Source organism: Agathobaculum sp. TL06 (assembly GCF_054658635.1).
Genome location: NZ_BAAGGY010000012.1, coordinates 12,791 through 34,782, shown reverse-complemented (window position 1 = coordinate 34,782; position 21,992 = coordinate 12,791). Strand labels below are relative to the sequence as shown.

The window sequence follows — 21,992 nt, the reverse complement described above, 5'->3', positions numbered from 1 at the left end:
GGCCTCGGTTTCCTCTTTTTCTGTTCCGCAGACGTTTATTCGGTTTTCATATACAGCATGCGCACGGAATTGAGCACGCACAGCATGGCGACGCCGGTGTCGGCAAACACCGCCAGCCACATGGAGGCGATGCCCCTCAGGCCGAGCACCATGACCAGCAGCTTGACCGCCAGCGCAAACACGATGTTTTCCCTGGAGATCAGGTTTGCCCGCCGCGCGATCTTTACCGAGGTCGGGATGGAGGACAGGTCGGCGTTCATGAACACCACGTCCGCGGCTTCGATCGCCGCGTCCGCGCCGCTGCCCATGGCCGCGCCCACGTCCGCGCCCGCCAGCACGGGCGCGTCGTTGATGCCGTCGCCCACGAACATCACCGCGCCGCGCTTTTCGCGGATATCGGTCAGGGCGGAAAGCTTATCCTCCGGCAGCAGGCGCGCGCGTACCTCGTCGATACCGACCGCCTGCGCGACCGCGTCCGCGCTGTCCTGCCCGTCGCCGGTCAGCATCGCAGTCGTCAGGCCCTGCGCTTTCATGCGGGCGACCGCCTGCCGCGCGTCCGGCTTGACCGTGTCCGCGATGTCGATATGGCCGATAAAGCGGCCGTCCATCGCCAGCAGGACCTCGGTGCTGCCCGGCGTGCCGTGGTAGCCGGACAGGCCGACGCCGTGGCGCCGCAGCAGCTTGGCATTGCCGCACAGCACGGGCTTGCCGCACAGGACGGCTTCCACGCCCTCGCCGGCCTGCTCGCGGATGCCTTCCGGCGCGCCGACCGAGATCAGGCTGGGCCGGCCGGCGCTTTCCGCCGTCTCCTTGCACGTCTCATAGGCGGCGAGGATGGATTTTGCGATCGGATGCGTGGACGCGCCCTCGCACGCGGCGGCGAGCCAGAGCAGCTCGTTTTCGTCGATGTCCGCGCCCTCCGCCGGGCATATGCGCTGCACCACAAAGTTGCCCCTGGTGATCGTGCCGGTCTTATCCATGACAACGGCCTTCACATCGTTCAGCGCTTCGAGCGAGGCACCGCCTTTGAACAGGATGCCGCGCCTGGAGCCTGCACCGATGCCCGCAAAATAGGTCAGCGGCACGCTGAGCACCAGCGCGCAGGGGCAGGAAATGACAAGGAAGGTGAGCGCGGTGTACACCCATTTGCCCCAGTCGCCGGTGACCAGGCTGGGTACGATGGCAGTCAGCAGCGCGATGGCAACGACAGCCGGGGTGTACACGCGGGAGAAGCGGGTGATAAAGCGGTCGATTTTGGGCTTGCGCGCGGCCGCGTTTTCCACGCTGTCCAGGATGCGCTGGACCATGCTCTCCGCCAGCACATGGGTGACGCGCAGCTTGATCGCGCCGTCCGTATTGACACAGCCGGAGATCGCGCGGTCGCCGGCCGCGACGCGCACCGGCACCGGCTCGCCGGTCACGGCCGAGGTGTCCAGGCGGCTCTCGCCCTCCATGACCTCTCCGTCCAGCGGCACGCGGTCGCCCGGGCGGACCAGCACGATATCGCCCACCGCGGCGTTCTCCGCAGGGATCGTGCGGACGCTGCCGTCCTCCCCGACGAGGTTGACCGTCTCCGGACGCAGGTCGACCGCGGCCATGATCTGCCGCCGCGAGCGCTCGACCGCGCGGTCTTCAAAGTATTCGCCCACACGGTAGAACAGCATAACGCCGACCGCCTCGTCGAACGAGCCGATCGCCCACGCGCCGACCGTGGCAAGCGCCATGAGGAAATTTTCGTCAAATACGCGGCCCCTGCCGATATTGCGGACCGCGGTCAGCAGCACGCGCCAGCCGAGCAGCAGGTACGCCGCGAGCATGACGAGCACCTTGGGCATGCCGCCGAGCGCCAGCTCGCCGACGAGGAACAGCCCCGCGCCGATCAGGATACCGGCAAGCGGATGGCTGCGGCCGGTGCCGGCCTCCTCCTCCGGCGCGATAACCTGCGTCTCGCTTTCGATGGACTGGCAGATTTCGCGGATGCGGGGCAGCAGAGCGTCGGGGTTTTCGCCGGTCACGCGGAGCTGTTTGGTCTCGTAGACCAGCACGCAGTCGTCCACGCCGTCGAGCTGGCTGATCTGGTGCTGCATCTCGGCGGCGCAGTGCGCGCAGCCGAGGTTTTGCAGGGTGTACACCCGTTTTATGCTGTGCGCGCCCGTGCGATGGCGGTGTTCCTGTCCGTGGCTGTGTTCGTGGTCGTGGCCGCAGGCGCAGCTGTCGTCGTGATGGTGGTGATGCTCGTGGTCGTGGTCGTGGTCGTGGCCGCAGGCGCAGCCGTCGTCGTGATGGTGATGCTCGTGCTCATGGTCGTGGCCGCAGGCGCAGCCGTCGTCGTGATGGTGATGCTCGTGCTCATGGTCGTGGCCGCAGGCGCAGCCGTCCTCGTGATGGTGGTGATGCTCGTGGTCGTGGTCGTGGCCGCAGGCGCAGCCGTCCTCATGATGGTGGTGATGCTCATGTTCATGATCGTGGCCGCAGCCGCACGTTTCCGGATGATGAATGTGTTCGGCTGTATGTTCGTCCGGCACCTGTACGGCAGTGCGCGTTCTTTCGCTCGCCATAATTCCGCCTCCTGAAAATATATATGAATGATTGCTCATATGTTCATGTATTCATATTAGACCGAGAACGGCGATTTGTCAATAGCGGGAAAGAAAAAAGATACACAAAAGAAAACGCCGTCAATTGACGGCGTTTTCTTTTGGCGCGTTGGGGAGCTGTGCCAGCACGATGGCGGCGAACATCAGCACACAGCCGAATATCTCGCGGCCGGACAGCGACTGGCCCAGAATCAGCCAGCCGGCAATGACCGAAATCACGGATTCCAGGCTCATAATAAGTGAAGCGACAGTAGGGTTCATCCCTTTCTGTCCGACGATCTGCAGCGTATAGCCCACGCCGGAGGACAGCGCGCCCGCGTACAGCACGGGCTTCCACGCGGCGAGGAGCGCGCCCAGGCTGGGCTGTTCAAACAGCAGCATGCCGGCGGCCGCGATCGCCGCGCATACAAAAAACTGGATGCACGACATTTTGACCCCATCCGTGCGCGGAGAGAAATAGTCGATCACCAGAATATGAACGGAAAACAAGATCGCGCATACAAAGGTGATCGCGTCCCCGAGGTTGACGCTGAAGCCGTCGGTCAGGCACAGGAAATACAGGCCGGCGACCGCGAGCGCAACCCCGCACCAGACCAGCTTGCCGCATTTGCGGCCGAATAGCAGGCCGATCAGCGGTACGATCAATATGTAGCACGCGGTGAGGAAGCCGGACTTACCGACCGTTGTATACAGCAGGCCGACCTGCTGGAAGATGCTGGCGAAGCACAGCGCCGCGCCGCAGCAGACGCCGCCGAGCAGCAGCGTTTTGCGCGCCCTGCGCCGGTCGGCGGGCGTTTCGCCCGCATGCCCCGGCCCCGAACGGTGCAGCACGGCGACCACCGGCAGCAGCACAATGCCGCCGATCAGGCTGCGCGCGAACAGGAACGTAAACGGGCCGACATAATCCATGCCGACGCTCTGGGCGACAAAGGCGACGCCCCAAATGGTAGCGGTAAGGAATAACAAAAGAGAATTGCGGAGTTTCACAGGATTTCCTCCCAGGGGATTTGATGTAGGGCGGGGGTCACGGGTTCCCCTCGCTTTGCAGGTCGCGCTCCATGGTTTCCTGGATGGCGCGGGCAATAAAGGCGGCCATGCTTTCGCCCTGGCGTTCGGCATGTGCCTGAATGACCTGCTTCTGCCCTTTTTTGACGCGGAACTGGATCTGGTCGTAGGCTTTGGCGTTGTACTTTTCGTTTGCTCTGCGGCGTGCTTCACTGATTGGCATAGTAATCCCTCATAACTGTACTGATATCGGTACAAATTTTTGCGTTATTTTTGTGGAATTTAATAATTGATAATACACTGATTGCAGTGTATTATCAATACAGAGGAAAAGAGGTGAGAAAATGAAAAGTATCCTTGCAGAGATTTTCTATCTGTGGAGCGAGCAGGGTGAAAAGCCCCGCGAAGAGGCGCTCCTGAGCCGTTTTGACCGCCTGCACAGCATGACGGAGGCAGGGGAAAGCGGCGAACGGCTGTGGGATGCGTGCATGGACTATGCCGACCTGTTGGAGCAGCAGGCCTTTGAGATGGGGTTCATCTGGTCGGCAGGCCTGCGGGAAGAGCTGCGTGTTTTCGGCTACCGCCGCGTACAGTGTACGAAAAAAGCCCGGCATCCGGCGCATAGCGCGAACGACGGGCTTCTCTACTGGAGCTGCTGACCGGATTTGAACCGGTGACCTCATCCTTACCAAGGATGCACTCTACCTACTGAGCTACAGCAGCAAAATGGCAGGGGCAGTAGGGATCGAACCCACGGCACTCGGTTTTGGAGACCGATGCTCTACCAGCTGAGCTATACCCCTGTATGGCTCCTCAAGTTGGACTCGAACCAACGACCCTGCGGTTAACAGCCGCATGCTCTACCAACTGAGCTATTGAGGAATGTCCAAAGATGCTGGTACATCTATTACAGTTAGCCTAAATATTATAGCGCGCATTATTTCAGTTTGTCAATAGGTAAATATAAGAAAAACAGGAAATTTATAAATGGCGATCAGGGAGCGGCGGGGGAGGGCGTGGGTTTCCGCTTTGTCGAAAGCGGGGAAACTGCGCCTGCGCGGCGCGGGCGGACAAGAGGGGAGAAACCAACGGTTTCTCCCCTCTTGCCAATCACCCCTTTTCCCTGATGCGCAAGCCGGAGGCCGGAACGGCTGCGCCGTTCCTATTTCTGACCAGGACCGCTCCGAAAAAATACGGGGGCTGTTGCGGGAGCTTTGTTCGCGCGGAGGTTAGAGCGGGATAGCGGGAAAACGGATGCCGCCTGTCCCAAACGGTCTATGCGCGCGTAACAGCGCGCGCGGGAGGGGGAAAGCCGCCGCCACCCCGCCCCCCTGGGGTGGAAGCCGTTGTGCTTACCGTGATACAGCAACTGGGCGGCAGACGGAACGCGCGACCTACTTTGCGCGCGGAGCGCGCCCTTATTTGCGGGAGCAAATGCCGCAAACCGGCGCTGCGGAAACGCCCAAGCCCTGCAGCCGCGAAAAAAGGAAAGCAGGGAATTCAAAAGGGGAGGAAAACCCATGCGGGTTGTCCTCCCCTTTTGCCCCCCGCGCCGGGCGGCGCAGCATCCCCGCGCCGGGCGGCGCAGCATCCCCGCGCCGGGCGGCGCAGCATCCCCGCGCCGGGCGGCGCAGCATCCCCGCGCCGGGCGGCGCACCGTCCCTGTTGCCGAGGGGGCATTTCCAAACCGGTTATTCCGCCAGCCGGAAAATCTCCAGGATTGCCGGCTTATCCAGCGGCACATAGCTTTTAACCGGCCCGCCGGCAGTCTTGATCGCGTTGTCGGCAAGCGTTTCGTAGTTTTCCGGCTTGATGCCGAGCTGCGCCATATGCACAGGCATGCCGATCTCCTCAAAAAACCGCTTGAGGGTCAGGATGCCGTCGCGCGCGGTGCGTTCCGGATGGGCGAAATCCATTTCCACCCCGAGGACACGGTGCGCAAGCTGCGCGAAACGCGGCACGTCATGCTCCATCACATACAGCGCCCACGCGGGGAACAGCACGGACAGGCCCGCGCCGTGCGCGATTTCATCGCGGAAAGCGGAAAGCTCATGCTCGAGCTTGTGAACGGGGAACAGGCGCAGGCGGCCGCATTCGGTCAGGTTATTGTGCGATATGCTGCCCGCCCACATGAGCGTGGCGCGCGCCTCATAGTCGTTCGGGTCGGCGATGGCGCGCCGGCCCGCGTCGCGCGTTGCGATGAGCAGCCCCTCGGCGATGCGGTCGGTGATGTCGGTCTCGCCGCCAGCGGTCAGATAGCGCTCCAGCGTGTGCATCATGATGTCCACAATGCCGCAGCCGGTCTGGAATTTGGATACCGTGAACGTGTTTTCCGGATTGAGGAAGCTGATGCGGGGGCGGTTGGTCTGGCTGGTGATGCCGCGCTTTTCCTTGAGCTCCTCGTTGGTAAGCACGCAGGAGTTGCTGGTTTCCGAGCCGGAAGCCGAAAGCGTCAGCACCGAGCCGACCGGAAGCGTTTGATCGGGCGCGGTGCCGGTCGCAGCGAACTCCCAGGGGTCGCGGCCTGTGGCGACGCCCATGCCGATGCCCTTGGCGGAATCGAGGACCGAGCCGCCGCCGACTGCCAGGATGAAGTCAATGCCCTCGCGCTTGCACAGCTCGATGCCGCGGCGCACCATCGAGATTTTGGGATTCGGCTCCACGCCGCCCAGCTCGACAAACGACAGGCCCGCTTCAAAAAGGCTGTGCTCCACCCGATCGAGCAGGCCGGAGGAGCGGGCGCTCGACCCGCCGAAATGCACGAGCACGCGGTGCGCGCCGATCTCCTTGAGCTTGGGGCCGATATCCTTTTCGATATCGCGTCCGAAAACGACTTCGGTTGTGGTATGGATGGTGAAATTCAGCATAGTGGGGTTCGCCCGCCCTTCTTATTTAAGATAGTTATATTATACCTGTGCGCTTGCCAAAAGTCAAAAAGTTAGATAGAATAATTACCATATGGGATGAGGACCACGGCGGATGGAGAAAGGCTGAATATGGTTTACGATTATTCGCTCCTGCAATGGATGCTGATATTTTATATTTACTGCTTTCTGGGCTGGTGCTTTGAGTCCACGGTCGTTTCCGTGCAGCAAAGGCGCTTTGTCAACCGCGGCTTTCTCCGCGGGCCGCTGCTGCCGATCTATGGCTTTGGGGCCACGCTGCTGCTGCACGTCTCGCTGCCGCTGTACGACCATCCGGCGGCGCTTTTCGTTGCCAGCATGCTGGCCGCGACTGTGTTCGAGTATATTGTCGGCGCAGCCATGGAAAAACTGTTCAAGGTGAAATACTGGGACTATTCCTCCCATCGATTCCAGTTTCGGGGACGGATCTGCCTGCAGTCGTCCCTGTGCTGGGGGCTTTTGGGGCTGCTTCTCGCGCGGGTCATCCACCCGCCGGTCGAAGTGCTGGCGGTGGGGATGCCGTCCGCGCTGCTGGCGGTGCTGGTGGCGCTGCTGACCGCCGCGTTCGCGGGCGATGCGGCGGTATCCGTCCGCACAGCGCTCGACCTGGCCAGGCTGCTTGAGGAGCTTGACGAGCTGCGCGAGCAGGGCGCGGCGCTGCGGCAGGAGCTGTCGCAGACCGCAATGGTGCGCCTGACCAACCTGTCCTATCGGGTAGACGAGGCGCGCGGCGAATGGTCGGAGAAAATGGACGACGCGCGCGAACAGCTCAGCGAAAGGATGGACGACGCGCGCGAGCAGTGGTCGGAGACCAAGGAGCAGATATTGGAGCGGCTGGACGCGCTTCAGCAGCGCTTCAACGAGCGCGCGGAGGGCCTCAAGCGCACGCGCAAGAGCATGCTGCGCGGCAATCCGAGCGCGCGGTCGGCCCAATATGACGACGTGCTGCAGCGCCTGAAGCGGCGCCTTGATCCGGATAAAAAGGGATAAACTGCACAAAATGCACGAAATGATGCAAAAGCGCCGCCGCTGTGCGTCGGGTTTCGTCAGTTTTTTGCTTGCTAAAATACGCGGTTCAGGTGTATATTAATAGTGCCCCCTGAACCTACCGATTTACTGGCAAATGGGGACATGCAGCAAACGAACCTTTTGCAGAGAAAGGCTGATATAGGATGAAAAGATTTGTTTATGCGGATAATGCGGCAACCACGCCGCTGTCCGAAACCGCGTTCGAGGCGATGAAGCCGTGGCTGACCGAGTATTACGGCAACCCCTCCTCGCTGTACCGTATCGGGCGCGCGGCGAAAGAAGCGCTCAACGAGGCGCGCGCCACGGTCGGCAGGTGCCTGAACGCGGCCATGCCGGTCAATGAAGCGAACGACTATGCGCCGGGCGAGATCATTTTCACCGCCGGCGGCTCGCAGGCGGACAACCTCGCCATCCGCGGCTTTATGCACGGGCCGGGCGCCAAGGGCCGCAAGCATATCATCACCTCCAAAATCGAGCATCACGCGGTGCTGTACACCTGCGAGGCGCTGGAAAAAGAGGGCTTCCGCGTCACATATCTGGATGTGGACAAGCAGGGCCGCGTCGATCTGGAGCAGCTCAAGCGCGAGCTGTGCGAGGATACCGCGCTCGTCACCATCATGGCGGCGAACAACGAGATCGGCACCATCCAGCCCATTCGGGAGATTGCCGAGCTGGCGCACGCGGCGGGCGCAAAGTTCCACACGGACGCGGTGCAGGCGGTCGGCCATATGCCCATCGACGTGCAGGAAATGGGCATCGATATGCTCTCGCTTTCCGCGCACAAGTTCCGCGGTCCGCGCGGCGTGGGCGTGCTGTATGTCAAAAAGGGCGTGGCGCTGGAGCCGTTGGTGTACGGCGGCGGGCAGGAGCGCGGCCTGGTTTCCGGCACGGAGAACACCGCGGGCTGCATCGGCCTTGCGGCGGCCATGAAGGAAGCGGTCGAGGGCCTGGAGGAAAAAATGGGCTATGTCAAAAAGCTCACCGACCGTCTGGTCGAGGGCGTGATGAAAATTCCCTACACGCACTACACGGGCGATCCGGTGAACCGGCTGCCCGGCACGGCTTCGTTCGTGTTCGAGGCCATTGAGGGCGAGGGACTGATCCTGCGCCTGGACCTTGCGGGCGTGTGCGGCTCGACCGGCTCGGCCTGCTCGACCGGCTCGCTCGACCCCTCCCATGTGCTTATGGCCATCGGCCTGCCGCATGAGATCGCGCATGGTTCCCTGCGCCTGACGCTGGGCGAGCAGAACACCGAGGAGGACGTCGATTATATTATCGAGACGGTCACCCAGGTCGTAGGCACGCTGCGCGCCATGAGTCCGGTGTGGGAAAACGGCAGACCCAACCTGACCGCGGCCTCCAACCTGCACGGATAAGCCCGAAAAGACGGAAAACCAAGTGCTTTTGATAGATTTGAGATATAAAGGGAGTCGTAATTATGCAGTACAGTGAAAAGGTGCTCGACCACTTCACCAACCCGCGCAACGTAGGCGAGATCGCGGATGCGAACGGGGTCGGCGAGGTCGGCAACGCCAAGTGCGGCGACATCATGAAGATCTACCTCAAGGTGTCGGACGACGGCGTGATTGAGGACGTCAAGTTCAAGACCTTCGGCTGCGGCGCGGCGATCGCGACCAGCTCGATGGCGACCGAAATGGTCAAGGGCAAGACGCTTGAAGAGGCGCTCAAGCTGACCAACAAGGCGGTCGCGGAGGCGCTGGACGGCCTGCCGCCGGTCAAGATGCACTGTTCGGTGCTGGCGGAGGAGGCGCTTCGCTCGGCCATCGCGGATTATTACAAGCGCATGGGCAAGGATCCGGCCGAGATCCTCGGCTGCGACCTGGATTGCGAAGCATGCCACCACGAGCACGACCACCACGCGCATTAAGCCTCGCGTAAACGCATATAATGAGGGCAGATTGCAAAATCTGCCCTTTTGGCGTGTTTGACATATAGAAAAAAGGCAGGCCGTAGGCCTGCCTTGCGGGGATGGAAGCATTAAAGCGCGTTTTCATGGAAGGAAGCCAGGGCGCTCTGCATTTTGCCGATATTGGCGTCGTATACGTCCGCAAGCCCTGTGATGGTCAGGATGTAGTAGGCGCTGTCGGTTTGGAAATAGCTGACCTGCGCCTTGGCGGTCACGCCGCTCAGTTCGACGGTGTAGGACGCGGATTTGACGTTTTCGATCGCGGGCGCGTCCGGACCGCCGCCGATCGCGACCTCGGCCTCGGCCGCGTCGCCGAAGGTGCTGAGCGTGGTTTGCTGGTGGTATGCGGCCAGCTCGTCCAGGTTGGAAAAGAGCGCGAGCGACTGGTCAAGCGGCAGGGCCTGCACCAGCACGGTGAAGCTCTGGTCGCTGTTGTCCAGCACCAGATGTTCGTCGTTGCCGCCGTCGGTCACGGTCCAGCCGCTTTCGATTTCGGGTACGGACAGCGTGAACCGTCCGCTCGGCGCGTCATAGGGCGTCAGCGCGGCGGCGTTGTCCGCCGTGTCCGCGCCGGCATTGTCTGCCGGCTGGCCGCCGCAGGCGGACAGGGAAACGACCAGCAGGGCGGCGAGGCCCGCTGCGATGCGATGCAAATGCTTCATGAAATACATTTTCTCATTCTCCTTCTTTTTATTGCGGTACTTTCAGTATAACATACAGGGATTCAGATAGAAACAAAAATCGTTCCGCAAGGGTGGCACACGATGACGGAAATTACAAAAAGTATAACGTATCTGCAAGAATACAAAAAGTTAAAAGAAGCCCTGCTTGCCGGAAAAACACCGCTGCTTGCGGTCGGCCTGTCGGCGATCCACAAAGCGCATCTGGCGGCGGCATTGGGTGCGGAGACCGGCCGGCCGGTATTCGTGCTGACCGATGACGACAACGCGGCCAACCGCTTTGCCTCCGACCTGCATGCGTTTTCGGAAAAGCCGGTGACCGTCCTGCCGGCGCGCGACCTCGTCATGGCTGACGTGGCGGGCGTGTCGCGCGGCTATGAGCAGAAGCGGCTGGCGGCGCTGGACGGACTGCCGGAGGCGCGGTTTGCGGTCGCCTCGGTGCAGGCCGCAGCGCTGCGGACGCTGCCGCCCGACGCGCTCGGGAGCGCGTCGGTGACCATCCGCACGGGGCAGGAGGCTCCGCTGGACGGTCTGGCGCAGCAGCTGACCCGCGCGGGCTATGAGCGGTGTACGCAGGTCGAAGGCGCGGGGCAGTTTTCGGTGCGCGGCGGCATTCTGGATGTATTCCCGCCGCAGGCGGAGCACCCATACCGCGTGGAATTCTGGGACGACGAGATCGATTCAATTGCGACATTTGACGTAGGCAGCCAGCGGCGGCTGGACACGGCGGAGGTTCTGCGCTGCCTGCCGTGCATGGAGACGCTGCCCGCGCTGGCCAAGGGCGGCGCGGCGGGGCTGGCAAAGGCCGTGCTGGGCCTGCTCTCCACCCGCCGCAAAAAGCATCCCGACCTGGCGGCCAACCTGGAGCGCGACGCGGAGCGCCTGCGCGAGACCGGAGGCCTGCCCGCGGCGGACAAGTACCTGCCGCTTGTCTATCCGGAGCCGGCGTCCGCGTTCGATTACCTGCCGGAAAACGCGCTCGTGATCATTGAGGACACGCCGCGCCTGCGGGACGCGGCGCGCGATTTCCACGCCCGCATTGCGGACGACGTGACCGTCCTGCTCGAACGCGGCGAGCTGCCGCCCGGGCTGGACGGATATGCGCTCGATTTTGCCGGCCTGTGCCGCGTGCCGCGCACGGTGCTGCGGCTGGACAGCTTCCTGAACAACGTTCCCGAACTGGCGCCGCAGCATCTGGAAAACTTTGTCGCCAACCAGATGAACGCCTACGGCGGCAATCTGGACATGGCGGCGGCGGATATCCGCGCCTATATCCAGCAGGGGCGCGCGGTGGCGGTGGTCTGCGGCAGCGGGCTGCGCTGCCGCAACATGTGCGACGCGCTGACGGGCGCGGGCATCCGCGCGGCGGTCAGCGACCTGCTGCCCAAGGCGGGCCACGTCAGCGTTCTGGAGGGGACGTTGTCCGCGGGCTTCGAATACCCCGACCTCGGGCTGGTCGTGATGACCGAGGGGCAGGTGCTGGCGCGCCGTAAAAAGGCGCCGGTCAAAAAATCCAACCGCGACAGGGTCAAGTCGTTTACCGACCTGACGCCGGGCGATCTGGTGGTGCATGAGCACCACGGCATCGGCCGGTTCGTCGGCATGGAGCGCATGACCGTGGACGGCGCGGAGCGCGATTTTATCAAGATCGCGTTTGCCGGCACGGATTTCCTGTATGTGCCGGCGACCTCGCTCGATCTGATTTCCAAATACATCGGCGGCGGGGAGAACGAGCGCGTGCGCCTGAACAAGCTGGGCGGCGCGGACTGGTCCAAGGCCAAGGCGCGCGCCAAGGCCGCGGCCAAGGAGCTGGCCGAGGGGCTGATCCGGCTCTATGCCGAGCGCGCCAAGGTCCGCGGCTTCGCCTTCCCGCCGGACGACGAATGGCAGCGGGAATTTGAGGACGCGTTTCCCTATGAGGAAACCGAGGACCAGCTCCGCTGCATCGCGGAAATCAAGGAGGATATGCAGTCCGACCGGCCGATGGACCGCCTGCTGTGCGGCGACGTGGGCTTTGGCAAGACCGAGGTCGCGCTGCGCGCGGTGATGAAGTGTGTGCTGGCGGGCAAGCAGGCCGCCATCCTTGTGCCGACAACCGTGCTGGCGCGCCAGCATTACCTGACCGCGCTGCAGCGCTTCCAGGGGCATCCGCTGACGATCGAGCTGCTCACCCGCTACAAGACCGGCTCGGAACAGACGCGGCTGCTGCAAAAGCTGGAGGCCGGCTCGGTGGACGTGGTGATCGGCACGCACAAGCTGTTCAACAAAAGGATCAAATTCAAGGACCTGGGGCTGCTTGTCGTGGACGAGGAGCAGCGCTTCGGCGTTTCCCATAAGGAGACGCTCAAGGAGCTTTCCAAAACCGTGGACGTGCTGACGCTGTCGGCCACGCCCATCCCGCGCACGCTCAACATGGCGCTGTCCGGCATTCGGGATATGTCGTCCATCGAGGAGCCGCCGCTCGACCGCCATCCGGTGCAGACCTATGTTTTGGAGCAAAACGACGGTGTGCTGCTCGACGCGATCCGGCGCGAGCTGGCGCGCGGCGGGCAGGTATACTACTTGCACAACCATGTGGAATCCATCGCGCGGTGCGCGAACCTGCTCCAGCAGCGCCTGCCGGAAGCGCGCATCGGCGTGGTGCATGGAAAAATGACGCAGAAGGAGATCGCTGCCGCCATGAATGCTATGGCGGACGGCGAAACCGATATCCTGGTCTGCACGACCATCATCGAAACCGGCATCGACATCCCGAACGCGAATACGCTGATTATCGAGAACGCGGATAACCTGGGGCTGGCCCAGCTGCACCAGATACGCGGGCGCGTGGGTCGCTCGTCGCGCCACGCCTATGCCTACCTGTGCTACCGGCGCGGCAAGGCGCTTTCCGAGATCGCGCAGAAGCGTCTGTCCGCCATCCGCGAGTACGCGGCGTTCGGCTCGGGCTTCAAGATCGCCATGCGCGACCTGGAGATCCGCGGCGCGGGCAACGTGCTCGGCCCCGAGCAGTCCGGTCATATGATGAGCGTGGGCTACGACCTGTACCTCAAGCTGCTCGAGGAGGCCGTGCAGGAGGAAAAGGGCGAAACGCCCAAGCCGCGCGTGGACTGCGCGGCCGAGCTGCTGCTCTCCGCGAACCTGCCCGCCGCCTATGTGCCGGACGCGGGCCAGCGCGTGGACCTGTACCGCCGCATCGCGCTTATCCGCACGGAGGAGCAGAAGAGCGACATGCTCGACGAGCTGATCGACCGTTTCGGCGAGCCGCCCGCGGAGGCGGTGGCGCTGCTTGATATCGCGCTGCTGCGCAGCCAGGCGAGCGGGCAGGGCATTGCCGAGATCAAACAGCAGGACGGCCGCCTGCTGCTCACCTTTGCGGAAACCGACTTCGCGCGCCTGTCCGTGCTGTGCGGGGACAGCGACTTCAGGGGCCGCCTGTTGCTGAACGCAGGCTCGTCGCCGTACCTGTCGCTGCGGCTGAACCGCGGGGAGGAGCCGCTCGCCATGGCGCAGACGCTGGTGGCGAAATACGCGGCCACCGCATAAAGCGCATGGGCGGCTTGACTTTCGGGCAGTATATGGTATACTGAAATCAAATTCAGATCGCAACGTATGCGACGACGCGGGAAGAGTAACCGCTTTCCGGCGCGCCCAAGAGAGAGGCCCCATCGGCTGCAAGGGTCTTGCGCGCCGCGCGGCGAAGTGCGCCCGCCGAGCATCGGGGTCAAACGCCCCGCGGGAATGCGCCCGTTACCGCGCTTTCGAGTGAAAAACAGGAGTGGAACCGCGTGATTGGTACGCCTCCCGAGGGCTTTGTCCCCCGAGAGGCGTTTTTTTCATCTGTGGGAGGATACCATGAGATTTGTCGCTTTTGCAGGATTGCTTGTGCTGCTTGCGCTCCTGGCCGCGCTGCTTTATATCACGCTGCCGGCTGAACAACGCAGCGGACGCATCGTTGCGCGGCGGCAGCGTGTGGAACGCGAAGATCCGGTGTACGGTTTCCATGGGAGCTTCCTCGGCGTGCTTCGCCCAGTCTTCGAGCTTTGCTTTGAACCGGACGAGGGCGGCGGACCAGTGTGGCTCCCCTGTACGCAGCATGCGTATCACAGCGTTCACGAGGGCGCGGCCTGCTGCCTGGTGATCCGTGGAAGCCTGATCCGCAAGATACTGCCTGACAAGTGAGGCGGCCGACAGACAGAACGGGAACGGTGCGGCGAAACCCGCAGAGGAAAGCGATCGGCGAATATATTTACCAAGAAAACCCAATCGAATGATAAAGGAGATAAAGCCATGAAACTGTTCAACACCCTGACCCGCCAGAAAGAGGAGTTCGTCCCGATTACCCCGGGCGAGGTCAAAATGTATTCCTGCGGCCCGACCGTGTACAACTATTTCCACGTCGGCAACGCGCGCCCGTTCATCGTGTTCGATCTGCTGCGCCGCTACTTTGAATACCGCGGCTATCAGGTGCAGTTCGTGCAGAATTTCACCGATATCGATGACAAGGTGATCAACAAGGCCAACGAGGAAGGCGTGACCTATGACGTGATCGCCGACCGCTATATCAAGGAATACTACACGGACGCGGAGGGCCTCGGCATCGGCAAGGCGACCGTGCATCCCCGCGCGACCGAAACCATGGACGCGATTATCGGCATTGTGCAGAAGCTGCTTGATACCGGCCACGCCTACCTTGCCCCGAACGGCGATGTGTACTTCCGCACCAAATCCGATCCGGATTACGGCAAGCTGTGCCATCAGCCGATGGAGGAGCTGCAGGCGGGCGCGCGCATCTCGGTGGGCGAGCAGAAGGAGGACCCGATGGACTTCGCGGTCTGGAAGGCCGCCAAGCCCGGCGAGCCGGCGTGGGACACGCCGTGGGGCAGCAAGGGACGTCCCGGCTGGCATATCGAGTGCTCGGCCATGGTCAATAAGTACCTCGGCCCGACCATCGACATCCACTCCGGCGGCCTTGACCTCATCTTCCCGCACCACGAGAATGAGATCGCCCAGTCCGAGTGCGCCAACGGCTGCGCGTTCGCGCATTACTGGCTGCACAACGGCTTTTTGACCATCGACAACGAGAAGATGTCCAAATCCAAGGGCAATTTCTTCATGGTGCGCGACGCGGCAAAGGAGTTCGGCTATGAGACTATCCGCATGTTCATGCTGTCCGCACACTACCGCACCCCGCTCAACTACTCGGCCGAGTCGCTCGAGATGAACAAAGCATCCCTCGCCCGCCTGTACGAAGCCCGCAATAATATGGAGTTCCGCATCAGCAAGGCCGAGGGCGACGCAATGACCGCGGAGGAGTCCGCCAAGCTGGAAGCCCTCGCGGCGTACAAGCAGAAATTCATTGACGCGATGGACGACGACCTGAACACCGCGGACGCGCTCTCTGCTGTGTTCGAGCTGACGCGCGAGATCAACGCCTGGATGGGCGCGCACCAGGACGCGACAAAGGCGTTCCTGACCGCGGCGCACAGCCTGTTCATGGAGCTGACCGGCGTGCTCAACCTGGTGCAGAAGCGCGAGGACGCGGCCGCCGATCCGGACGCGGACCGGATCGAGGCGCTGATCGCCCAGCGCGCGGCGGCGAAGAAGGAAAAGAACTTCGCCGAGGCCGACCGTATCCGCGACGAGCTGGCCGCTATGGGCGTGACCATCAAGGATACCCGTCAGGGTACCCAGTGGAGCCGCGCGTGAGAGCGGACGGCGGAAAAATGGGAAAAATGAAAAAGCGGTTCCGACAGGAACCGCTTTTTTTCTGCTTTGGGGGATCGGGCGCGGGGTCAGTCCCCGCCGCCGAACAGATGATGGAGAAATTTTTTCCAACCGGGCGCCGGCGGCGCGGGATTGGCCGCCTGCTGGTGCGCTTCGGAAATCGCCTGCTGCATGAGCAGCGCCTGCGCGCACACCGGATCGGGGACGGCCGGCTTTTTGCAGTACGTCCCGTCCGGCTGCAGGACGCGTGCCTTAACGGTGTCATGCTGCATGGCGTATAAGATGTCATGCAGGCGAGCACGGACCTCCTGGCTGTCGATCGGGCAGGCGATTTCGACGCGGCGCTCGGTATTGCGCGTCATCAGGTCGGCCGAGGAGATATACATTTTTTCATCCGCGCCGCGGCCGAATACAAAGATGCGGGAATGTTCGAGGAAACGGCCGACGATGCTGGTGACCGAAACGTTTTCCGTATGGCCCTTGACGCCGGGCAGCAGGCAGCAGATGCCGCGCACGATCATTTCGACCCGAACGCCCGCGCAGGACGCCTGCCGCAGCTTTTCGATCACATCGATATCGGTCAGGGAGTTGAACTTGAGCAGGATGTAGCCCTCGCCGCCCTTGGCGATCTGCTCGTCCATCAGCGCGAGGATATGGTTCTTGAAGCTGTTGGGCGCGACGAGCAGGCGCTCGTATTTCCCCTCCAGATTGCCCAGCGCCATGTTGTTGAAAAACGCGCCCGCGTCCATGCCGATGTGCTCGTTGGAGGTGATGAGCGACACGTCGGTATACTGCGCGGCGGTTTTTTCGTTGTAATTGCCCGTGCCGACCTGGGTGATATAGCGCAGGCCCGCGCGGTCCTGGCGGGTGATCAGGCAGATTTTGGAGTGGACCTTGTAGTCCTCAAAGCCGTAGATGATCTTGCAGCCGGCCTCCTCCAGCCGTTCGGACCAGTCGATGTTGTTCTGCTCGTCGAAACGGGCGCGCAGCTCGATCAGCACGGTCACATCCTTGCCGTTTTCCGCGGCCGCGCACAGGTATTCGACCAGCTTGGCCTTGCGCGCAAGACGGTAAATCGTGATGCGGATGGAGACGACGTGCGGGTCGCCCGCAGCCTCGCGGATCATCTGCAGGAACGGCTCCATGGTTTCGTAAGGGTAGGAAAGCAGAATGTCCTTTTTGAGCGCCGCTTTGAGCAGGCTTTGGCCGGCGGGCAGCATGCCCGGCTGTTGCGGCGTGAACGGCGGGTCGGAAAGCGCGGCGCGTTGTTTTTCCGGCAGGTGCTCGCCCAGGGTGAACGCATACGCCATTTTGAGCGGCGCCCGACGCGACAGGAAGATCTGCGCGTCGGCCACCTCGAAGCGGGTGCGGAAGTATTCCTTGAAATGGTCGCTGATCGGGCGGTTGAGCTCAACGCGCACCACGGCCATGCGGCGGCGCTGGCGCAGGAGCTTTTCCATCCGTTTGCGGAAGTCCCCCTCCTCTGCGCCGAAGGTTTCGTCGTCCGGATTGATATCCGCGTTGCGGGTGACGCAGAACACGGTTTTTTCCAGCACGTCGTACATCTCGAACACATGGTCCGCGTATTCGAGCAGGATATCCTCGACCGGAACGTACTGCCCGGACTGGCCGGGCAGGAACACCAGCGCAGGCAGCGAGGCGGGTACGGGCAGCAGGCCGAGGCGCTCGTTTTTCTTATGGGCCAGCAGCGCGGCGATGTGCAGCACCTTGCCCTCCAGATGCGGAAAAGGATGGTGCGAATCCACGATCTGCGGCGACAGCACGGGCGCCATCACATTTTTGAAATAGTGCTTGATGTACTTCTGGCCCGCCGCGTCCAGCTCGCTGATGCGCAGCCGGCACAGGCCCTCGCCGCGCAGCCGGCGCTCAACGTCGGAAAACGCGGCGTCCCGCCGCTCGTACAGCGGCTCCACCGCCGTGTAAATGCGGCGGAGCTGCTCGCGGGCGGTCATGCCGGATTTGTTGTCAATGCGGGTTTTATCGACCGCTGCCATGTCGTCCAGGCTGCCGACGCGGATCATAAAAAATTCGTCCAGATTGCTGGTGAATATGGAAAGAAACTTCAGCCGTTCAAGCAGGGGGACGCTCTCATCCTCCGCCTCGGCCAGCACGCGTGCGTTGAACTGCAGCCACGACAGCTCGCGGTTTTGTGTATAACCCTGTTCCCAAATCGCCTGTGTCATGCTGTATCCCTCTTTTCCCCACACAGGGCCGCGGCGGAATGCGCACACGGCTTGCATTATAATATCGTACTATTATTATACCGTATTTCCGCGCCCATACAATGAGTATTTTGTAAAAACCGCGTAAAATAATGCGCGTTTTCCAGCAGCGTAAGACTTGCGGAAAGGGAGAGGATTTGATACACTGGAAAAAAGAGAAAGGAAGACGTGGCATGAGAAACATTTGGCACGACATTAACCCGCGCTACATATCGCCGGGGCGCTTTACGGCTGTGATCGAGATTCCGGCCGGCAGCAAGAAAAAGTATGAGCTGGATAAGGAAACCGGCTTGCTGCGGCTCGACCGCATCCTGTATACCTCCACGCATTATCCGGCCAACTACGGCTTTATCCCGCGCACCTATGCGGACGACGGGGACCCGCTCGACGTACTGGTGCTGTGTACGGAATCGCTCGACCCGCTGGTCGAGGTGGAATGCTATCCGATCGGCGTGATCCGCATGATTGACGACGACGAGATCGACGATAAGATCATCGCGATCCCGTATGAGGACCCGACCTGGAATTTTTATCACGATATCGACCAGCTTCCTCCGCACTATGGCAGCGAGATATCGCACTTTTTTGAGGTGTACAAGGGCCTGGAGCATAAGCATACGGCCACGTCGGACGCGCTCAATCGGGAGACCGCGGTAGAGGTGATCCAAGCCTGCATGGACCGGTACGAGGTGCATTTCTGCGGCCGCCGGCCGGAAAAAGAGGAGCGCTGACAGGGCGGTGTAAAAAAGAGAGGGAACGGGCGTTCCCTCTCTTTTTATTATTACAGCTTGTCGAGCAGCAGCTTGAGCCAGGCGTCGTTCATGGCCGGGGTGTCGCGCAAGGGGAATTCCAGCCCCAGCCGGTCGTATTTTTCCAGGCAGAGCTTGTGGAACGGCAGAAACTCCAGCTTTTCCAGATTGGGATAGCTTTCCGCCTTTGCCTTGACCAGCCGCAGATGCTCCAGGCTGTCCGTCAGGCCGGGGACGACCACATGCCGGATCCAGAGCGGGATGCCCTTCATGGCGGTGAGCTGCAAAAAGCGTTCCACCTGCGTGAGCTCGGCGCGGCAGTATTGGAGATAGTCCGCCTGGGTGAGGAATTTCAGGTCGCACAGCACCAGATCGGTATGGCGCAGCACACGCTCGGCCGCGGCAAGGCTGCCGACGCCGGAGGTGTCGAGCGCGGTATGCACGCCCTGCGCCTGAAGCTTTGCGAAAAATTCCTCCACAAACGGCGCCTGCAGCAGCGGCTCGCCGCCCGATACCGTCACGCCGCCGGAATCGCCCCAGTAAGCGCGGCAGCGCAGCGCCTTTTGAACCAGCGCGTCCGCTTCAACCGTGTCGCCGCCCTCTGCCGCCCAGGTGTCCGGATTGTGGCAGTAGACGCAGCGCAGCGGGCAGCCCTGCAGGAACACGACATATCGTATGCCCGGCCCGTCTACCGCGCCGAGCGATTGGATGGAGTGGATGCGTCCGGTCATCGTTGCACAACCTTTCTGGTGGGATAGAAACGGATAGCCCCGCCGCAAAAGCGGGAAGTACCGGCAAAAGCCGCTGCGGGAAGCCTTTGAATTCAGGCGGAAGTTATACCGCCTCGTGGAAGGTGCGGGAGATGACCTCGCGCTGCTGCTCGCGGCTGAGCTTGTAGAAATTGACCGCATAGCCGGAAACGCGGATGGTCAGGTTGGGGTACTGCTCCGGATGCTCGTAGGCCGCCAGAAGCGTTTCCCGATGGAGGACGTTCACATTGAGATGGTGGGCCTTCTGCGCAAAGTAGCCGGACAGGATGGAGATTAGGTTGCCGATGCGCGTGTCCTCGGTCTTGCCGAGCGCGTCCGGCGTGATCGAAAACGTGTTGGAGATGCCGTCGCGGCAGTATTCATAGCTGAGCTTGGCAACCGAATTGAGCGACGCCAGCGCGCCGGAGGCGTCGCGCCCGCTCATCGGGTTCGCGCCGGGCGCCAGCGGCTCGCCCCTGCGGCGACCGTCCGGCGTGTTGCCGGTCTTTTTGCCATACATCACGTTGGAGGTGATGGTCAAAATGGACAGCGTATGCACCGCGCCGCGATACAGCGGGAACGCGCAGAGGGCTTCGTAGAATTTGCGCACCTGCTCGCACGCGATCTGGTCGGCCCGATCGTCGTCGTTGCCGAAGCGGGGAAAATCGCCCTCGATCTCAAAATCGACGATGACACCGTTTTCCGGATGGCGGATCGGGCGCACCCTGGCATAGCGGATCGCCGAGAGGGAGTCCGCCATGCAGCTCATGCCCGCGATGCCGAACGCCATCAGGCGGCGCACCTCGGTGTCGTGCAGCGCCATCTGGCTTTTCTCATAGGCGTACTTGTCGTGCATATAGTGGATGGTGTTCATGGCCGAAACATAGGTTTTGGCCAGCCACGGGCGGTAAAAATCCATCCGCCTCATAACTTCATTATAATCCAGATATTCGCCCTCGTAAACCGGCATTTCCGGACCGACCTGCTCAAATTTGTTTTCGTCCCGACCGCCGTTGATCGCGAGCAGCATCAGCTTGGCGATATTGGCGCGCGCGCCGAAGAACTGCATGTCCTTGCCCACGCGCATCGCGGAAACACAGCAGGCGATCGCGTAGTCGTCGCCGTAGTAGGGGCGCATCACATCGTCGTTTTCGTACTGCAGCGCGTCCGTATCGATCGACACCCTGGCAATAAACCGCTTCCAGTTTTCGGGCAGCCGCTCGCTCCACAGCACGGTCAGATTGGGCTCGGCTGCGGGGTTGAGGTTATACAGCGTGTTCAGCATGCGGTAGCTGTTTTTCGTGACCATATGGCGGCCGTCCTTACCCACGCCGCCGACCGCCTCGGTGATCCACATCGGGTCGCCGCCGAACAGCTCGTTGTATTCCGGCGTGCGCAGGTGGCGCGCCATGCGCAGGTGCAGCACGAAATCGTCCATGATCTCCTGCGCCTGGGCTTCGGTCAGCACGCCCGCGCGCAGGTCGCGCTCGAAGTAGATATCCAGAAAGGTGGAGGTGCGGCCCAGGCTCATCGCCGCGCCATTCTGCTCCTTGATGCCCGCCAGGTAGGCGAAGTACAGCCATTGAACCGCCTCCCGCGCGTTTTCGGCGGGGCGGGCGATATCAAAGCCGTAGGACGCGGCCATTTTGACCATGTCCTTGAGCGCCTTGATCTGGTCGGACAGCTCTTCCGCGCAGCGGATCTCCTGTTCAGTGGTCGGGACCCCGCCCAGGGCATCCTTGTCCTTCTGCTTTTCCGCGATCAGGCGGTCCACGCCGTACAGCGCGGCGCGGCGGTAGTCCCCGATGATGCGCCCGCGGCCGTAGGCATCCGGCAGGCCGGTCAGCAGGCCGACGTGCCGCGCCTCGCGCACATCCCGCGTATAGGCGGAGAACACGCCGTCGTTATGCGTTTTGTGATGCCGGAATGCCTCCTCAATCCTGGGGGAAACCTCATAGCCGTAGGCCTTGCAGGCGTCGCGCACCATGCGCATGCCGCCGAACGGGTTGCAGGCGCGCTTGAGCGGCTCGTCGGTCTGCAGGCCGACGATGACCTCGTTTTCCCGGTCCAGATAGCCCGGGCCGAATGCGTCGATCGTGATAACGGTTTCGGTATCGATATTCAGCACGCCGCCCTTTTCGCGTTCCGCCGCGAGCAGGGCGTCGAATTTTTCGCGCATCCGCACGGTGCGTTCGGTCGCGGGTGCGAGGAAGGCGCCGTCGCCGTCATAGGGGGTGTAGTTTTTCTGAATAAAGTCGCGGACGTTGATCTCCTTCTGCCAATCGCCGCCGGTGAAGTTGTGCCATGCGTTCATTGATCGCTTCTCCTTTTCCTGGTCCGGCTGCCCTTTTCTGCATGCAAAAAAGGGCAGCATCGCTTGTTGCTT

The 21,992-nt window shown here is 62.1% G+C and carries 16 protein-coding genes and 3 tRNA genes; 8 read left to right on the top strand and 11 right to left on the bottom strand.

The genetic code is table 11. The features are described 5' to 3' along the window. Positions 1-35: 35 nt before the first annotated feature. The 3 genes from ACYQ3S_RS08625 to ACYQ3S_RS08615 form a co-directional block, all read right to left on the bottom strand. Positions 36-2,558, bottom strand: a complete 2,523-nt coding sequence (locus tag ACYQ3S_RS08625) for a heavy metal translocating P-type ATPase (RefSeq protein ID WP_459688524.1) — start codon at positions 2,556-2,558, stop codon at positions 36-38. A 120-nt stretch (positions 2,559-2,678) separates the two neighbouring features. After that, entirely contained in the window at positions 2,679-3,584 is a 906-nt protein-coding gene (locus ACYQ3S_RS08620; RefSeq protein ID WP_459688523.1) for a DMT family transporter, read from the bottom strand. Between the two features lie 37 nt (positions 3,585-3,621). Next, positions 3,622-3,825 carry a hypothetical protein gene (locus ACYQ3S_RS08615; RefSeq protein ID WP_459688521.1) on the bottom strand — a complete coding sequence of 68 codons (204 nt, stop codon included), beginning with the start codon at positions 3,823-3,825 and terminating at the stop codon, positions 3,622-3,624. Between the two features lie 121 nt (positions 3,826-3,946). Between ACYQ3S_RS08615 and ACYQ3S_RS08610 the strand changes: the two genes are divergently transcribed. Further along, the gene (locus tag ACYQ3S_RS08610) at positions 3,947-4,261 is read left to right on the top strand and encodes a hypothetical protein (protein ID WP_459688519.1); all 315 of its coding nucleotides are present in this window, start codon (positions 3,947-3,949) and stop codon (positions 4,259-4,261) included. On the opposite strand, the gene ACYQ3S_RS08605 is transcribed toward ACYQ3S_RS08610, so the two are convergent. The 4 genes from ACYQ3S_RS08605 to ACYQ3S_RS08590 form a co-directional block, all read right to left on the bottom strand. Then, positions 4,250-4,325 (bottom strand) — tRNA-Thr (locus ACYQ3S_RS08605). The genes ACYQ3S_RS08610 and ACYQ3S_RS08605 overlap by 12 nt on opposite strands. A 4-nt stretch (positions 4,326-4,329) precedes the next feature. Next, positions 4,330-4,405: transfer RNA gene (locus tag ACYQ3S_RS08600), tRNA-Trp, on the bottom strand. Between the two features lie 3 nt (positions 4,406-4,408). After that, a tRNA-Asn gene (locus ACYQ3S_RS08595) sits at positions 4,409-4,484 on the bottom strand. Between the two features lie 809 nt (positions 4,485-5,293). After that, on the bottom strand, positions 5,294-6,469 hold the full coding sequence (locus tag ACYQ3S_RS08590; protein ID WP_459688517.1) for an iron-containing alcohol dehydrogenase: 1,176 nt from the start codon (positions 6,467-6,469) through the stop codon (positions 5,294-5,296). Between the two features lie 129 nt (positions 6,470-6,598). On the opposite strand from ACYQ3S_RS08590, the gene ACYQ3S_RS08585 reads away from it, so the two are divergent. The 3 genes from ACYQ3S_RS08585 to nifU all read left to right on the top strand — a co-directional run bounded on the left by ACYQ3S_RS08585 (position 6,599) and on the right by nifU (position 9,422). Continuing rightward, the gene (locus tag ACYQ3S_RS08585) at positions 6,599-7,495 is read left to right on the top strand and encodes a putative ABC transporter permease (protein ID WP_459688516.1); all 897 of its coding nucleotides are present in this window, start codon (positions 6,599-6,601) and stop codon (positions 7,493-7,495) included. Between the two features lie 182 nt (positions 7,496-7,677). Further along, positions 7,678-8,910: a cysteine desulfurase family protein gene (locus ACYQ3S_RS08580; protein WP_459688514.1), complete on the top strand. Its 1,233-nt coding sequence runs from the start codon at positions 7,678-7,680 to the stop codon at positions 8,908-8,910. Positions 8,911-8,972: 62 nt separating this feature from the next. Then, complete coding sequence (nifU, locus tag ACYQ3S_RS08575) at positions 8,973-9,422, top strand: Fe-S cluster assembly scaffold protein NifU (protein ID WP_459688512.1); 450 nt, start codon at positions 8,973-8,975, stop codon at positions 9,420-9,422. Positions 9,423-9,532: 110 nt separating this feature from the next. Here the strand turns inward: nifU and ACYQ3S_RS08570 are convergent, their stop codons facing one another. Next, entirely contained in the window at positions 9,533-10,132 is a 600-nt protein-coding gene (locus ACYQ3S_RS08570; RefSeq protein ID WP_459688510.1) for a hypothetical protein, read from the bottom strand. Positions 10,133-10,225: 93 nt separating this feature from the next. On the opposite strand from ACYQ3S_RS08570, the gene mfd reads away from it, so the two are divergent. The 3 genes from mfd (at position 10,226) to cysS (ending at position 15,847) form a co-directional block, all read left to right on the top strand. Beyond that, positions 10,226-13,684 (top strand): transcription-repair coupling factor, encoded by a 3,459-nt coding sequence (mfd, locus tag ACYQ3S_RS08565; protein WP_459688508.1) that lies wholly within the window; start codon positions 10,226-10,228, stop codon positions 13,682-13,684. 309 nt (positions 13,685-13,993) lie between these two features. Continuing rightward, a complete protein-coding gene (locus ACYQ3S_RS08560) occupies positions 13,994-14,320 on the top strand; it encodes a hypothetical protein (RefSeq protein WP_459688506.1) in 327 nt (108 codons plus the stop codon). Between the two features lie 108 nt (positions 14,321-14,428). Next, complete coding sequence (cysS, locus tag ACYQ3S_RS08555; protein WP_459688504.1) at positions 14,429-15,847, top strand: cysteine--tRNA ligase; 1,419 nt, start codon at positions 14,429-14,431, stop codon at positions 15,845-15,847. Between the two features lie 86 nt (positions 15,848-15,933). Here cysS and ppk1 read toward each other — a convergent pair whose 3' ends face one another. Then, positions 15,934-18,069, bottom strand: coding sequence for a polyphosphate kinase 1 (gene ppk1, locus ACYQ3S_RS08550; protein ID WP_459688502.1), 2,136 nt, complete (start codon positions 18,067-18,069; stop codon positions 15,934-15,936). Between the two features lie 212 nt (positions 18,070-18,281). On the opposite strand from ppk1, the gene ACYQ3S_RS08545 reads away from it, so the two are divergent. Then, entirely contained in the window at positions 18,282-18,839 is a 558-nt protein-coding gene (locus ACYQ3S_RS08545; protein ID WP_459688499.1) for an inorganic diphosphatase, read from the top strand. Between the two features lie 50 nt (positions 18,840-18,889). Here the strand turns inward: ACYQ3S_RS08545 and pflA are convergent, their stop codons facing one another. Together pflA and pflB are read right to left on the bottom strand one after the other, a co-directional pair. Further along, on the bottom strand, positions 18,890-19,588 hold the full coding sequence (gene pflA, locus ACYQ3S_RS08540; RefSeq protein ID WP_459688498.1) for a pyruvate formate-lyase-activating protein: 699 nt from the start codon (positions 19,586-19,588) through the stop codon (positions 18,890-18,892). Between the two features lie 103 nt (positions 19,589-19,691). Next, the gene (pflB, locus tag ACYQ3S_RS08535) at positions 19,692-21,920 is read right to left on the bottom strand and encodes a formate C-acetyltransferase (protein WP_459688496.1); all 2,229 of its coding nucleotides are present in this window, start codon (positions 21,918-21,920) and stop codon (positions 19,692-19,694) included. Positions 21,921-21,992: the final 72 nt, after the last annotated feature.

What these genes read in the sequence shown, in the direction of transcription:
- ACYQ3S_RS08625 (WP_459688524.1), bottom strand. Translation starts at nt 2,558, where the DNA reads ATGGCGAGCGAAAGAACGCGCACTGCCGTACAGGTGCCGGACGAACAT.
- ACYQ3S_RS08615 (WP_459688521.1), bottom strand. Translation starts at nt 3,825, where the DNA reads ATGCCAATCAGTGAAGCACGCCGCAGAGCAAACGAAAAGTACAACGCC.
- ACYQ3S_RS08610 (WP_459688519.1), top strand. Translation starts at nt 3,947, where the DNA reads ATGAAAAGTATCCTTGCAGAGATTTTCTATCTGTGGAGCGAGCAGGGT.
- ACYQ3S_RS08590 (WP_459688517.1), bottom strand. Translation starts at nt 6,469, where the DNA reads ATGCTGAATTTCACCATCCATACCACAACCGAAGTCGTTTTCGGACGC.
- ACYQ3S_RS08585 (WP_459688516.1), top strand. Translation starts at nt 6,599, where the DNA reads ATGGTTTACGATTATTCGCTCCTGCAATGGATGCTGATATTTTATATT.
- ACYQ3S_RS08580 (WP_459688514.1), top strand. Translation starts at nt 7,678, where the DNA reads ATGAAAAGATTTGTTTATGCGGATAATGCGGCAACCACGCCGCTGTCC.
- nifU (WP_459688512.1), top strand. Translation starts at nt 8,973, where the DNA reads ATGCAGTACAGTGAAAAGGTGCTCGACCACTTCACCAACCCGCGCAAC.
- ACYQ3S_RS08570 (WP_459688510.1), bottom strand. Translation starts at nt 10,132, where the DNA reads ATGTATTTCATGAAGCATTTGCATCGCATCGCAGCGGGCCTCGCCGCC.
- mfd (WP_459688508.1), top strand. Translation starts at nt 10,226, where the DNA reads ATGACGGAAATTACAAAAAGTATAACGTATCTGCAAGAATACAAAAAG.
- ACYQ3S_RS08560 (WP_459688506.1), top strand. Translation starts at nt 13,994, where the DNA reads ATGAGATTTGTCGCTTTTGCAGGATTGCTTGTGCTGCTTGCGCTCCTG.
- cysS (WP_459688504.1), top strand. Translation starts at nt 14,429, where the DNA reads ATGAAACTGTTCAACACCCTGACCCGCCAGAAAGAGGAGTTCGTCCCG.
- ppk1 (WP_459688502.1), bottom strand. Translation starts at nt 18,069, where the DNA reads ATGACACAGGCGATTTGGGAACAGGGTTATACACAAAACCGCGAGCTG.
- ACYQ3S_RS08545 (WP_459688499.1), top strand. Translation starts at nt 18,282, where the DNA reads ATGAGAAACATTTGGCACGACATTAACCCGCGCTACATATCGCCGGGG.
- pflA (WP_459688498.1), bottom strand. Translation starts at nt 19,588, where the DNA reads ATGACCGGACGCATCCACTCCATCCAATCGCTCGGCGCGGTAGACGGG.
- pflB (WP_459688496.1), bottom strand. Translation starts at nt 21,920, where the DNA reads ATGAACGCATGGCACAACTTCACCGGCGGCGATTGGCAGAAGGAGATC.